The 14829-nt window shown below is 32.5% G+C and carries 10 protein-coding genes and 1 pseudogene; 3 read left to right on the top strand and 8 right to left on the bottom strand.

Annotation, left to right across the window (positions count from 1 at the left end; translation table 11 throughout):
- The first annotated feature begins 56 nt into the window (after window positions 1-56).
- The 3 genes from AB5Z52_RS07585 (at window position 57) to AB5Z52_RS07575 (ending at window position 3958) form a co-directional block, all read left to right on the top strand.
- On the top strand, window positions 57-668 hold the full coding sequence (locus AB5Z52_RS07585) for a hypothetical protein (RefSeq protein WP_288551771.1): 612 nt from the start codon (window positions 57-59) through the stop codon (window positions 666-668).
- A gap of 164 nt (window positions 669-832) precedes the next feature.
- Window positions 833-1870, top strand: coding sequence for an LTA synthase family protein (locus AB5Z52_RS07580; protein ID WP_368243439.1), 1038 nt, complete (start codon window positions 833-835; stop codon window positions 1868-1870).
- Between the two features lie 402 nt (window positions 1871-2272).
- Window positions 2273-3958, top strand: coding sequence for a glucosaminidase domain-containing protein (locus tag AB5Z52_RS07575; RefSeq protein ID WP_288551770.1), 1686 nt, complete (start codon window positions 2273-2275; stop codon window positions 3956-3958).
- Window positions 3959-4282: 324 nt separating this feature from the next.
- On the opposite strand, the pseudogene tnpA reads toward AB5Z52_RS07575, so the two are convergent.
- The 8 genes and pseudogenes from tnpA to AB5Z52_RS07535 form a co-directional block, all read right to left on the bottom strand.
- Window positions 4283-4735: pseudogene (gene tnpA, locus AB5Z52_RS07570) on the bottom strand (IS200/IS605 family transposase).
- A gap of 527 nt (window positions 4736-5262) precedes the next feature.
- Window positions 5263-6570, bottom strand: coding sequence for a DUF2142 domain-containing protein (locus tag AB5Z52_RS07565; RefSeq protein ID WP_288551625.1), 1308 nt, complete (start codon window positions 6568-6570; stop codon window positions 5263-5265).
- 43 nt (window positions 6571-6613) lie between these two features.
- Window positions 6614-7861 (bottom strand): glycosyltransferase family 4 protein, encoded by a 1248-nt coding sequence (locus tag AB5Z52_RS07560; RefSeq protein ID WP_156247288.1) that lies wholly within the window; start codon window positions 7859-7861, stop codon window positions 6614-6616.
- 43 nt (window positions 7862-7904) lie between these two features.
- Window positions 7905-10967: a rhamnan synthesis F family protein gene (locus AB5Z52_RS07555; protein WP_257602753.1), complete on the bottom strand. Its 3063-nt coding sequence runs from the start codon at window positions 10965-10967 to the stop codon at window positions 7905-7907.
- 44 nt (window positions 10968-11011) lie between these two features.
- Window positions 11012-12247, bottom strand: a complete 1236-nt coding sequence (locus AB5Z52_RS07550) for an ABC transporter ATP-binding protein (RefSeq protein ID WP_156247286.1) — start codon at window positions 12245-12247, stop codon at window positions 11012-11014.
- A 1-nt stretch (window position 12248) separates the two neighbouring features.
- The gene (locus AB5Z52_RS07545; RefSeq protein WP_156247285.1) at window positions 12249-13049 is read right to left on the bottom strand and encodes an ABC transporter permease; all 801 of its coding nucleotides are present in this window, start codon (window positions 13047-13049) and stop codon (window positions 12249-12251) included.
- Window positions 13050-13256: 207 nt separating this feature from the next.
- Window positions 13257-14423, bottom strand: a complete 1167-nt coding sequence (locus AB5Z52_RS07540; protein WP_156247284.1) for a nucleotide sugar dehydrogenase — start codon at window positions 14421-14423, stop codon at window positions 13257-13259.
- A gap of 16 nt (window positions 14424-14439) precedes the next feature.
- The coding region (locus tag AB5Z52_RS07535; RefSeq protein ID WP_368266870.1) for an NAD(P)-dependent oxidoreductase at window positions 14440-14829 on the bottom strand (390 nt) is incomplete at its 5' end.

Below are 14829 nucleotides of genomic sequence, written 5' to 3'. Positions count from 1 at the left end.
TTGTATGTTAGTTTATTGTATAATTTAATCAATACTATTTTTGATGGGGGAATATTATGTATGTATCTTTGGTATTGTTTTTAGTCCTTATATTAACATGTAGAGATGATTTTTTTATTCTAAGATTTACACGTTCAATTGTAATAACAGCATTCCAGATTTCTTTAACAGCTTTTGTTTCTAGGTCTCTTGGTTTAACCATGTTGCGTGCCAATTTATTATCATTTAAGTTAGAAGATTTTTCATTTAAAGTTTATGGTTTAGGCCTTGTGATAGCTGTTGGGATATTATTGATATTTTTCTTTTTCCATAGAGCAACGCATTACACATATAAATCAGTTAAATCATTCTTCTTGATTACAACTCTTTTTTCTTTCGTGGGACTACTGTCTTTTTGTGGAATCCTTGTTTATCAAAGTGCTTCTTGGACTAAAATTTTTTTTGGTAATGTAGGTATTGATGAAATGTTGTATACATTATCCCAACCTTTGACTGGTACTGATGCTGGCCAAGTTTATACTTTTATTCTTGGTCCTCTCCTTAATACAGTTATAATTACGTTTTTAATAGTTTTTCTATATCGTTCTTTTTTCTTTTCGTTTGGTCCAACAAAAACACAAATTTTTATGTCCTTTCTTCAAAAAAATAATCTGCTTAACTATAGTTAGCCTCATAGTAATGAGTACGGGTATTTTAGGGGGAATTTCTACGATAGGTTATAGCGAACTAAAAGCTTATTTTTTTGAAAAATCGACTCTTTATGAAGATAATTTCACTGACCCACATGATGTAAAAATTACCTTTCCTTCAAAAAAAGAAATCTTATCTATATATATATGTTGAATCACTAGAGTCAGCGTTTCTTTCTAAAGATTTAGGCGGTATACAAGATGAAAATTTATTGCCTCATTTATCAGAATTCGCACAAAGTGAACAGGGTATCAATTTCTCTCACCAAAATAACCTAGGAGGTGCTGTTCAAGTCCCTGGTGTTGGTTTTACAGTTGGCGGGATGGTTGCTCAAAGTGCTGGAGTTCCTCTAAAAGTAACCGGTGGCTACAACGAAAATGAATATGGGAATGCTACAAGTTTCATGCCCGGATTAACCTCTATAGGAACAATTCTAGATGAACAGGGATATAATCAGACCATCTTAATGGGTTCTGACGCTGGCTTTGGTGGTCGAGATAAATTCTATTCGCAACATGGTAACTATGAGATCAGGGATTACAATTATGCAGTAAAAAAAGAATGGATTCCTAATGATTACAAAGTATGGTGGGGTTATGAGGATGAAAAACTTTTCGAATTTGCCAAAGAAACAATTAACGAAATGGCTTCTTCTAAGCAACCATTCAATGTTACGCTTTTGACTGCTGACACGCACTTCCCTGATGGTTTTATGACTGCTAACACCCCAATCCTATTTGATAATCAATATAGAAACGTCATTCACTACTCTGATGAATTAATTGGTCGCTTTATCAACTGGGTTCAACAACAAAGTTTCTATGACAATACAACTATTGTAATAACAGGTGATCACTTAAGTATGGATTCAAATTTCTTTTCTTCAGTTGAGGAGAGTTATGAACGAACAGTATTTAATTTGTTTCTCAACTCCCCAATATCTCCAGAAAACAGTCAACAAAGAACTTTTTCTACATTGGATTTCTTCCCAACAACACTCGCTTCTTTAGGTGTGGAAATAGAAGATAATAGGTTAGGGCTAGGAACAAACCTTTTTTCTGATAAAAAAACACTTATGGAACAACTAGGTATCGATACCTTTAAAAATGAACTTAGCAAAAATTCCTCTTATTACAATCAGAAAATTATGCAAGGATCAGATCTCGAAGTAAAGAACTAATACTCTCTCTTAGGTCGTAGTTTAAAAGCCCCAACTTCGCTTGAATCTATTTTATAAAAAGTATAAATTAATTTTGATTGAATCAGAATTAGTAGTTTAATTTACTAGAAATAATCTCTTTGAGAAGATTTTATTTCTAGTAATTTTTTTCAAAAGGTTAGTTTCTGAATCACTACCACAGGATAGATTAGTTTTACACTTATTGTAATACTACCGCTTCTCTGATTAATGAATGAGATTTTACTTTGACATGGCGGCTAATAATTTGTATGTCTATTAAAAAGGTAACGTTTACTCAAAAATTATGTTATTATTAAAAAAATATTAGGGGTGATTTAACTGAAAAGAAAAAAAGGTTGCATATTTCTTCTCTCTATCCTTTTTATAAGTGCGAATTTACCTTTGCCTGTATTTGCCGAAAATGAAAATAACTTTGATGAGCAGCAAAGTACACTTTCCGAAGACAGTATTAGCCAACCATTTGATGTTCCTAATTCAGAAACAACAAATAGTACATCGAATAATCAAATATCCGAAGACATGACCACTGAATCAACTGATTTTGAAATTCAAGATTCAAGCCTTGGAACAACAGAGTCACGCGATACATATATCATAGAGGATAGCAGTCTTGATAATAGTAAAATCGCAGACTTAGCTACCACAATTCCAATTATAAAATTATCTAGTCATATTCAAAGTTATGGATGGCAAGAAATTCCTGCTAGTAGTGACGTATCTGCTGGTACAACCGGTGAAGGCAAACGATTGGAAGCACTATCATTATCTGTTACAGAAGGGAAAATTGAATATTCTGCACATGTTCAAAGTTATGGGTGGCAAGATTATGTTTCAGATGGAGAAGTTGCAGGATCTATAGGACAAAGCAAACGATTGGAAGCAATCAAAATAAAGCTATCCGATGAGCTTGCAAAAAAATACGATATTTACTACCGAGTACATGTTCAAACATTAGGTTGGCTGGATTGGGCATCTAATGGTGTGCCCGCGGGAACTGTTTCTATAGCTAAAAGAATTGAGGCTCTTCAAATATCTATTGTTGACAAAAACAAACCTGCACCTGGTAAAAAGGACAATCCTTTTTATGCAAGTTTGCCAAAATTAACTCTCTCCAGTCATATTCAGTCACAAGGTAATAAATCGACATCAGGAATCCTAAGTGTTTCTGGAGGAACAACAGGTATCGCAAAACGTATTGAAGGTATTTCACTAGCTGTTTCTGACCCTTTATTAAGTGGTGGTATGGAATACCGGGTGCATGTTCAATCTTATGGCTGGCAACCTTATCACTCAAATGGCGAATTTGCAGGTACTTCAGGTGAATCAAAGCGTTTAGAAGCTATCCAAATTCATCTGACAGGGGAGCTTGCAAACACTTATAACCTTTATTACCGAACGCATATTCAAAAAAAAGGTTGGACTGAGTGGTCACAAAATGATGAGCCTAGCGGAAGTCTTGGATTAGCCTATCGAATGGAAGCTATTCAAATCATGATTCAAACGAAAAACCATCCTGCTCCAACTAGCAGCAATGGAAATATTGCTTTTTATGGAATGGTAAAGGCCGATCCTTCTTTAGGAACTACCCAAAAGCAAGCAGATTTTATTAATAAACATATTTCGACAGCCCGAGAGATTGGACAAAAATTTAAATTATATCCTTCTGTTTTGCTTGCCCAAGCATGTTTAGAATCATCTTATGGGACTAGTGCATTAGCAAAAAATGCTCAAAATTATTTTGGCTTAAAATTCCGTAATAATGAAGACGCAATTGGAATATATCCATATGAAACACAAGAATGGGATGAAGAAAAAGGCATTTATTATAGTGTTGTTGCAGAATTTTCAAAATATAAGGACTTTCAAAATTCTGCTCTCGGATATACTAAGCGTATTCGAAATGGTGTCAGCTGGGATTCATTACGATATCAAGGTGTTTGGCGTGAAAATACATCATCTTTTAAAGATGCCACTAAAGCTCTAACCAATACTTATGCAACAGATCCTAATTATGGTACCAAATTGAATACTTTGATATCAAATTGGCGATTATACGATTTTGATTAATTATGATTTTTTCGGTTCAATAGACTCTATACAATTGAACCTGTATTACAGCTGTTATATTGTGCTTAAATACTAAAACTTATTTATTATGAATAACCAACTCATTCCGCGTAGTATAAAATAGCCTTTCTCTAAAATTGGCTCTATCATTTATGTGACTGATGAATCAGAAATAATTTATCAGCCCTAATGTTATTATGTCTTTAGATCCAATTGAGAACGTTGAGTGAGTGGAGTTTACTAAAGTCATGAAGTTAAAAACTAGCCTCTTAAAAGGGGCTTTTTAAATGCCCCCCAACCACTCACAACACTATCTCTCTTTAACTATTTAAATGGATCTACATACTCTTGTTTACTTATACTATTTCTAATTCGATCATCTGCTTCTTGTTCTCGAATATATTTTTCAATCGTTTTTTGATTTAACCCAACTGTACTCACGAAGTATCCTTTGGACTAAAAGTTTTTATTCCCATACTTATATTTCAAAATCGCATGTTTTTCATGGATTAAGGTTGCTCTTGGTCCTTTTAAATAGCCCATAAAACTAGAAATACTAATCTTTGGCGGTATTCTTACTAACAGTTGAATATGGTCAAGCATTGCATGAGCTTCAATGATTTCAACGTCTTTCATTCCTCACAATTTTCTTACTATCTGGCCAATACTTACTCTTAATTTTCCATAAATCACTTTTCGTCGATACTTAGAGGTGAATACTATGTGATACTTACAATTCCATCTCGTATGTGCTAAACTTTTATCGTCGTTAGACATAAAAAATCTCCTTTCGATCTGATATGCAGTTGGTAGCCATTATTAGTATATCGAAAGGAGATTTTTATCGCTAAAGCTATTTCATCCACACGTAGAAACGCACGTTTTTTTGTTTCTTACGCTAAGCAAACGAAACTGACTAAAGTCAATAACAAAAAATCTGAGACAGAATGAAGTTTATTCTGTCTCAGATTTGATTTCTATATAACTCATCACTTGTTATTAACAAAGAACCAAAAAAGGAAAAACCGGAGTATTTCTTTCATGAGAATTAGTAGAATCGATACTGTTCCGCTAAGAACTTATTTGAAGAGTTTTAACCTTACTACATCACCAACCAGATATACTGTGACTTGGCTGTCCACCTCCAGATTTTTTGGAAATTCTCCTTAATTTTCTTAACTGAGTGCCTAGTTCTTTTTGACAGTTCTAATCGTTTTGGATTTAGTAACTAATGTGATTTATCAAGACATATATAGTGTAAAACCATCATTTCAAATAAAACTTTCACCAAGCAATACAAACATTTATTGCCAATAAGTTTCTAATAAAAGACCCAGTGAAACAATAAAGTTAAGGCACAAAGTTGCTATAACAGTCAACCTAATAAACTTTGGACTCATTTCAACTTTTAAATATTTTTTTAAAGAGATAAAAAATGGCACCAAGAAAATTAGAAATGGTGTGAAATACCTTCCTTGCGCCCCTACTGAAATTTTTGCATTATCTCCTAAAACTAGAGGTGTCCATGCATAATACATACCTGCTATAATTGCTACAATTTGAATAACAATAATCGCCAATGCTGAAATGCCAAACCATTTACTCACAATGATTTTAGACTCTAGCGCAGAAACATAAGCTAATAATGCTACGTCTATGAAGATTATCCAGAGAGGTATTTGAATAGTAAATAACCCTATATAACCAAACATTCCAACAGTTAAAATGCTATTCAAATGATCATTTAAATTATTGTTAAATAATGTTCTTATTAATACTAAAATTAAGTTTCTTATACCATCTACACCATTAAGCATCTTAAAAGCACCAATAAATCCTACTACCAATATAATCGTTATTACCCATAACTTATACTTAGTCAGTAGTTTCCTTATTGATTGATTTAAGCTTTCTAAAAACTCCAATTGACCTGTAAAATTAAAACGGATAGGTAACAATAACAAAAGAAATAGAAAATTATTAACTTTAGTTATATAAAATGCTACTGCGAACAATACAATTTGAAATATTCTATTTAAATCGATTTTTGGCTTCTCAATTAAAATACTTAAGAAAGCAAAAAAGCCCAGAATAACAATAAAGTTTGCAACATCATAGGACAACGACCCTGCTTGCTGAACCATGATAGGAAGCAATGACAATAAAACCATGGACCACTTCCCATAACAAGTCTTTTTAATTATATAAAACATACTACCAATGTAAAAAAGTGCATTAAATAAACGGCCTAAAGTTACCATCACTCCAATTGAAGGATAAAAAATACTTCCTAACACCATTCCAATAAGTTGCGGTATATGTCTGATTCTTTTTATTTCAAAACTAGGCTGAAATTTTTCATGAGACAAATCAATTTTTTCAGTGAATATTTTTTTGTATTCTACTTTATTTATCTCTGTATCCTTGCTAACACTGTTCATCCAATCAAAACTTGAATCATTTTTAGCAAATATCGAACTCCATGCCATTCTCGCATGACTCATCTCGTCTGGTACTCTATTGATAGGCATTAAAAATGCAGAAATCCCTATAAAAATTGTAGCTAAGATGAGAAAAATGCTTTGTGGTTCGCGGATTTTATTTACGACCATTTTTACAACTCCCCAACGCTTAATAGTTATTTTTAGACTGTTTTCATTTAAGATGCAATTTATACGCTACTCTTTGCATAAAACTTCTTGTTCTTAATTCTAATTTAGCTAATTTGCTTTTTTTTTCATTTACTGTCAATAAATTTTTTAAATGTCTTATAGAATTATCATTAGAACTAGGTTCATTTATCTCTTCAATCAATTCTAAGTATACGTTTTTTATTTGATATTTCTTTTGGGCAGTTTCTATAAACGTCACAGCTTGATGTTTTTCTTTTTCAAAATTATGCATTAATTTCTCAATAGAGTCCTTCAAAGACGATAGGTTACCAAGGGGATAAATCTCACCTTGCTTAAACATACTATACGCAGATAGATGACCTGGGTTATCTGATATAATTACAGGTATACCGTTTAATAAAGCCTCTACATACACTAATCCGTAAGTTTCTAAGCTTGATGTAAAAACACAAATATCTTTATCTGTAACGAGGCTCCATGGATTATCACTATTCCCAGTAAAAGTGATAGAAGAGATTTTTTGCTTTTTAATATATTCATCACATTCGTGTTTATACTCTTCATCCCAACCACCGATAAAAACTAACTCTAGGTCTTTTTCATTTAATTCTTTGAAAGCTTTGATTAACTCTAATTGATTTTTTCTCTTAGTTATCCTACCAACAGAAATAATTCTCCTTTTGGTTCCTGATTGAATATTGGTGCTTTTCAATTCAGTATAGGGAGCAAAGGACTTAATTTCTCGATTTTTAAAAATTTTATTTAATTCTTTGTTTAAATTACCTGTTACCGAAAAAATAGCAGAAGAAAATTGATCAATAAAGTCTATTTTATCCTTATAATAAGCAAATTCATTCTCAGGATATTCATGTACTAACCAAATATGCGGTACAGATTCTACTGCAGCTGCAATTGCTCCTTGGAACATGTTAACTGTATTTGTCACTACAACATCCACGTTGTTATTGTTGATTAATTCTGTTATACATTTAATCGTGTCCCTGAAAGAAGCTACTCGCTCTTCTTCTGTTCCAAATAAATGTGCGGGTGCATCTTCCCACCACCATCTTTGATTGTTTATCAAATAGCAATCAATGCCGTTAGCCTTACAAAAGGTTGAATACGTATTGTCAGTTACTGCCCCATAAACTGGAGCTACATTGATAATTTTATATCCATTTGAAGCTAAATATTTCATTAAATTGACTATAGAAATTTCCGCACCATTATCCAAGGTGCCGGTTGGCGAAACAAATAGAATTGTTCTCATTTTTTCTCCTTTAAGTATAAAATCCCTAACGCTAATTTTATTATTAATAAAAATTTGTTTTTGATAAATACTCTGTCAACTCATCATTATGATGTAAAGTTGTACAATGCTTCATTACATAATTAAAGGCATTGTCAGAAATCAATTCTCTCAACTCTTTATTGGTTACCAGAAGTTCTAATTTTTCAAACCACAAATCTTTAGATTCTACTAAAATGCCAGTTTCTTCATCAATGATCATGTCTTTAAAGGATCCAATGTCACTAGCAATTGTAGGTACTTTCAATAGAGCTGCTTCTAACCACTTGATTTCAGATTTGGCTCTATTAAAAACCGAATCTACGAGAGGTGCTAAATTTATATCCACATTCTTAACAAGTTGAGGTAGTTCGCGCCAATCAACAAAAGGATGAGTAATGATTTGATTCTCAAATGCAGCTAATTCCTTTGGAATATCTAAATGACCTACCAAATGTAATTTTGTCTGTTTATATTTCTCTAAGATATTTAAAACAGCTGGTAAAATCATTTCAAAATTTTCATTATGAGTAATTGATCCTGAAAAATAGCCTATATGGACAAATTGATCATCTGATATTTTTGAGACTGCTTCACAAACCGTCAACAACTCTTGATTTGCTAGATTTCTATTTAAAATCACTTGAGGTTTATAATTTTTTAGTTCTCTTTTTAGATCATCAGTTGAAGCTATAGCTAAATCACATAAACTTAACATTCGACCATAATTAATAACTCCAGCATCATAGTTTTGTTTATCAATTCTAGATAGACCTTGTACGTATGATAGCTGATCTGTATATTTAGTATCGATTACTAAATCATCTATATCATATAAAACTGGTTTATGATATTCTTTGGCAAGTTTCACCATGCTCACTAAAAGCTCGTTATAAGGAGCACGATAGATGATAATATGGCTAGCTCTTTCTGCATCACTTAATTTTAGTTTAGAAAGACCAACTAACTTAACTCGAAAATTGAGATTTTTTAATTGCTCAATTTTATTTTCGACTCTATATTTAGTTAATTGTGGAATAACGTTTTCAACACCGTCTATTACCAATATATATTTTTCAGCATCAGCTTTTTTTATTTCTTCTATTGATTGAACGATTATTTCAGAAGGATAGTCCGTTTTTTCTTTAATAAAATTAATCAATTCGGGAATTTCAGTCTTTCGACTTAATCCTTGCCAAACAAATTTTTCATCTGTGTAATTAGATAAGGCGGCATATTTAATAATTGGCACACCTTCCTTAAGCATTTCTAAAGGATGGATATACATCGCACTATCTTCATTTTTATCTGTGAACGCACCATGTTTAAATCCTAAATCCGAAAAGTGTTTAGTGAAAACCGTTTCATGCATACCGATAGCTTTGTCTCTTGAATTCGTGTCATTAAGGTCTTGCCAATAGGAATAAAATCCATGATAAGAAAGGAGAGATTTCTCGATTACCAAAAAATAAGATTGTAAATGTAACGGAATGTAGCCGTATTTATTTAGACTCGTAAAATCAGTATACTCTTCCCCATAAGAGATTCCCCAAAAATCGAGTTCCCGTGAAGCCATTTTCTGAAAAAAAGGTTGTAAATCATAAATAGGACCAATGTTTGTATCATTCACTAATAATAACTCATCGTATTGAGCTAACTTTTCTTTTCCTAATAGCAAAATACCATGTCTAAATGCGGCTGTATCATACCCTACATTCTTTCTTACTTCTACACGCCCAATCTTCTGCAATTCATCAATATCTGTTTGAGGAAGATTTCCATTTACTACGATCAATGTATCTGTGCAAAATTTTTTCAGTTCTTTCAAGAAAAGCAATTTATACTGTTGCAAGAATTCTTGATCTTCATAGATTACATAAATCAACATTCTCGAAGGAGACAGATAATTGTTCTTTTTTCGCTGAACAGTCCTTTTTACTTTAAAAAACAACGTTTTAGGAGTCACAATTTTTGAATATTGTTTTTTTACATGTCTCATTATTCTTTTAGCAGCTTTCAAGATAAGAGATGGATTTTTTACTCCTCTTAAAAAATAGCTAAATGGTTTAATAAAAAAGTTACCAAATCGATAAGATTTTGAATGAATAATCTCCCATTTTTCGTTTTCTAACGTTTGAATGATTTGATTCAAAGTAGCTAATTCTTTTTCACTATTTTGTTGCACTTGAATCAATTCATCTTCAATTTTTGTCTTTTCACTGTTTAGCTTTACTTTCTCAGCATTCAATATTTCTTTTTCAGTCTCTAATGTATTGATCATGCTATTTTGGTTGTTCACGTGCTTAGTTAGATCCGCTAAATGTTGTGTTAGATCATTTAAACGTCCTTCTAATATCATCGCATTCTTATAGGCTGCATTAAATATTTCTTTTGGATAACTAGTAACATGTTTTTTTAAAATATAAAAATAAACATCATAATAATATCTATCTGTTCCATGATCTCCAGATCTAGAAATAGAATCTGACAACACGCGATAATTTAACTTAGTATTATTACATTTTTGAGGTTTTGCTTTATTAACCAATATAAGATTCATGATAAAATCGTAATCGACTAATTTTTTACGGTTTAAATTTATATCATATCGGACACCGTTAATTTTAGAAGCTCTGATCAATGAACAGTTATCAATAAAGTTATTTGATAAATATGATTTTAGTTCAAAGGGTATGGCTTTTTTAAATACTTCCTGAGTTGCTGCATTGATTAGATCTGTATAAATAATATCCGCACCATCTTGTTCAGCTACTAAAACCATCTTTTCAATATAATCAAGATCCAAATAATTATCGCTATCAATGAAAAGTACATAATCCCCTTTCATCCATTCTAAGCCCCGATTTCTTGTCACACATACACCACTATTTTCCTGATATATATATTCATATTTTATTTGGGCATTTTTCAACGTATTCTTGATTTTTGTCTCTGAATTATCTGTTGATCCATCATTAATAATAAGCAACTCGATATTTGAATATGTCTGTGAGAGGACACTATTTAAACATTGCTCTATATATTTTTCATGATTATAGCAAGTCACAATAACCGATACTAGCACCATAAATCTTATTCACCCTCATTATAATTTCTAATTTTGTTTACTGGTTAATCAGCGTACCAATGACCATTTCTCTTTATCAAACCACTGGATGAAATCCTTTCACTTTTAGACTTACTTATTTCAGGTGAGATAATGATGATTGGGGAATTTTCACTATCTGAGAAAGCAAAAGGTTGATCTGATTCATCACGAATTGAAACACCTAACCGGATTTTACACCCATTAAGTTCATTTAATGTACATTGATAGCGAAATTTCTTTTTTCCGAGACCATCGGTCATATAATCTAGTGAGTTATCATTATATACCCAGATGTTTCTATCAATATCTGTCATAGAGAATGCAATATACGTTTTGATTTCCTCAATCACTTCATAAGAGATTTCGAATTCAATTTTTCTGTTGTTAGCTTCAATCAATTCATCAGACAATAATTTTACTCTAAGATTCTTGATAAATCTGTTTTCATCATCTTTCTTATCAGTAATTGGACTTTGTTGTTTATCTTGATTATCAATGACTGTCGCTGATCCAGTCTGAGTCACATTATCTAATGAGTATTGATTGGCCACATCATCAGGGGTACCGATGATCTTTACTTCGCCTTTATCAATCATCATAGCTTTATTACAATATTTACGAACAGATTCCATTGAATGAGTAACTAGAATAATTGTCTTTTTTTCATCTTTGGCTTTCATAAAATAGTCATTACATTTTCTTTGAAATGCTTCGTCACCGACTGCTAATACTTCATCTAAGACTAGGATATCGCTTTTTGCCTGTATAGCTACAGAAAATGCCAGTCGGACTTGCATTCCACTAGAATAGTTCTTTAACTTTTGATTCATGAAATCCGATAATTCAGCAAATTCAACAATATCAGAATACATTTCATCTACTTCTTTTTCGGAAAAACCTAGCATTGCTCCATTTAAATAAACATTTTCTCTTCCTGTGAGCTCCGGATTGAAACCTACACCTAACTCAATGAAAGATACAAGTTTTCCGTTGACTTCAACAGATCCTTTCTCAGGTGTGTAGATTTGGGAAATGATTTTTAATAGTGTTGATTTACCACTGCCATTTCTTCCTACAATACCAAAGAAGTCTCCCTTGTTCACTTCAAAGGAAATATCTCTCAATACTCTCTGTTCGTTATATCCCTTGATTCCCTTAAAGTAATTAACAATCGTTCTTTTAAGACTCGTTGTACTTTCGGTAGGAAGACGAAACGATTTTCCTATATGGTCAACTTTAACCGCTATTTCATTATTCATATTAAATAATCTCCGCAAATTTTTTCGAATTTTTGTTAAAAATCAGGTATCCTGCAACTAAAACTATCCATGGCAGGATGTATGGGATGGCGACAATCAACTTTGTATTGACTAGTTGCCAGACTGTTATATTACTTGGACTTGTTAAAATATGTCGCATATCTTGAATAATTTGAGCCATCGGATTCATCATCAATAATTTTGCAATCCTAACATCCATATTCATAACCAAAGTAACTGGATAAATCAACGGTGTGATGTAGAATCCAGCTTGTAGCACAACTTCCCAGATTGGTCCAATATCTCTAAAGCGAACATAGATAGTTGCCAAAATAAAAGAAATACCTAAAGAAAAGGCATATAATTCAATCAAAAGAAGCGGAGCTAAAAAAGCATAAATTGAAATATCTGCTCCATTGATAAGAGCGAACAATAAGACGATAACTAAGCTAATCACCAAATTAATCAAAGCATTGATCGATACAGCAATCACAATTATATGCGTGGGAAAACTTAATTTTCTAAGTAAGTCACCTCGGGTAACGATTGAGGACATTCCTAAATTTGTCGTTTCACTAAAAAAGCTCCACAAAACGGTTCCTAATAGTAATGCAACTTCAAAATGTGGTACATCTTGCCCAAATTTTAGAAAACGCACAAAGACCACATACATTACTGTAAACAACATTAATGGCTTTAATACCGACCATACATAGCCCATGATGCTTCCTTGATACCTTAATTTAAAATCTGTTTTAACTAATTCTTTCAATAAAATTCTATTTCTACGCTCGAACATCATTTTCTCCTTTAAAGTTCCACTAGTCTTTTTTACGGTAAAACTATTCAAAGCTATCCTTAAAAAGTATACTCGACATTAAAGTCTTTCTCAACCTCTACCGGATCATTTCAAGAATCGAGAAAAAAATTTAATTTTTAAAGTGATCTTCAAAATAAAAAAGAAAGCCGCATTCAACAAATGAAATTTGGCCTCCTTTTTCTCAAAGTTTTAATCTCTTTCAAACAAATCTCTTGTGTATACTTTATCTTCTACATCATGTAGCGCATCTTCCATACGGTTTGCTACAATCACATCTGAAATAGTTTTGAATGAGTCAAAGTCATCAATCACTTCAGAGTTATAGAAGGTTTTCTCCTTTAAAGAAGGCTCGTATACAACAACTTTAATTCCATGAGCTTTGATACGCTTCATAATTCCTTGAATAGAAGAATAGCGGAAATTGTCTGAGTGGGCTTTCATTGTCAATCGATAGATTCCTACAGTTTTTGGCTGGCGATCAATGATTTGTTCCGCAATGAAGTCTTTACGGGTCGTATTAGCATCTACGATTGCCTGAATAATGTTATTAGGAACTTTATCATAGTTAGCAAGCAATTGTTTCGTATCTTTAGGCAGACAATAGCCACCATAGCCGAAAGATGGATTATTATAGTGGGAACCAATCCTAGGGTCTAAACCAACACCTTCAATAATTTGTCGTGAATCTAGTCCTCTTACTTCTGCATACGTGTCTAGCTCGTTAAAGTAGGCAACCCGTAATGCTAAGTACGTATTCGAAAACAATTTGATTGCTTCAGCTTCTGTTGGATTCGTTAAAAGCACTGAAATATTATTTTCCCGTGCATTTCTTTTAAACATATCTGCAATGTCTTTTGCTCGATCACTGCGTTCCCCCACAACAATACGTGAAGGATGCAAATTATCATATAATGCTTTCCCTTCTCGTAAAAATTCTGGTGAAAACAAGATGTTCTTTGTATTAAAACGTTTCTGAACATCTAAAGTATACCCAACAGGCACAGTAGATTTGATAATAAACACGGCTTCTGGTCGCAATTCCAAAGCTTTTTCGATGACTGTTTCCACAGTTGACGTGTCAAAATAATTTTTATGTTCATCGTAGTCTGTCGGTGTAGCAATAATCAAAACATCACCAAACGTAACGGCTCTATCAAAATCTTTGGTAAAGTCAATTGCCAAATCTGTTCTAGCCAAAAATTCATGAATTTCTTTGTCCTCAAGGGGCGATATTTTCTTTTTCAATTGGTCAATCTTATCATCAACAATATCATAAGCAACCACTTCTTCGTTTTGTGCCAATAATAAGGCATTTGCTAATCCTACATATCCCAAACCAAAAACAGAAACTTTCATCGTAATCCCTCTTTTTCTAGTTTTCTTGTTTATCTAAAGACGCAACCATATCAGACAGTGCTTCTTCCCATGTAGGAATCACAAAACCTGTATTTTTAGCTTTTGTAAGATCCATTACTGAATATTGTGGTCGTTTTGCTTTTTGTGGATATTCATCTGAAGTAACTGGCACAACTTCAACTTCAGTTTCTTTAAGAATCTCTTTGGCAAATTCATACCAAGAACAGCTATTGTCATTTGATAAATGATAGACCCCATAATCAGCATCGTTCTCAATAATATATACCATAAACTCAGCCAATGTCCGTGTCCATGTTGGACGTCCATATTGGTCATTGACAACAGTCAATCTAGAATGCGTTTCTGCTAAACGTTTCATTGTAAATACAAAATTATGTCCATATCT

This window comes from Enterococcus sp. RTP21361st1_A6_RTP21361_211029 (assembly GCF_040910045.1).
Classification (GTDB): domain Bacteria; phylum Bacillota; class Bacilli; order Lactobacillales; family Enterococcaceae; genus Enterococcus_D; species Enterococcus_D gallinarum.
Note: the sequence above shows the minus strand (reverse complement) of the source record. Positions and strands in the feature narration are given on the sequence as shown.

Bases quoted from the DNA above. Each gene is read 5' to 3' on its own strand.
- AB5Z52_RS07540 (WP_156247284.1), bottom strand. From the start codon at position 14,423: ATGAAAGTTTCTGTTTTTGGTTTGGGATATGTAGGATTAGCAAATGCC.
- AB5Z52_RS07550 (WP_156247286.1), bottom strand. From the start codon at position 12,247: ATGAATAATGAAATAGCGGTTAAAGTTGACCATATAGGAAAATCGTTT.
- AB5Z52_RS07545 (WP_156247285.1), bottom strand. From the start codon at position 13,049: ATGATGTTCGAGCGTAGAAATAGAATTTTATTGAAAGAATTAGTTAAA.
- AB5Z52_RS07585 (WP_288551771.1), top strand. From the start codon at position 57: ATGTATGTATCTTTGGTATTGTTTTTAGTCCTTATATTAACATGTAGA.
- AB5Z52_RS07560 (WP_156247288.1), bottom strand. From the start codon at position 7,861: ATGAGAACAATTCTATTTGTTTCGCCAACCGGCACCTTGGATAATGGT.
- AB5Z52_RS07555 (WP_257602753.1), bottom strand. From the start codon at position 10,967: ATGGTGCTAGTATCGGTTATTGTGACTTGCTATAATCATGAAAAATAT.
- AB5Z52_RS07565 (WP_288551625.1), bottom strand. From the start codon at position 6,570: ATGGTCGTAAATAAAATCCGCGAACCACAAAGCATTTTTCTCATCTTA.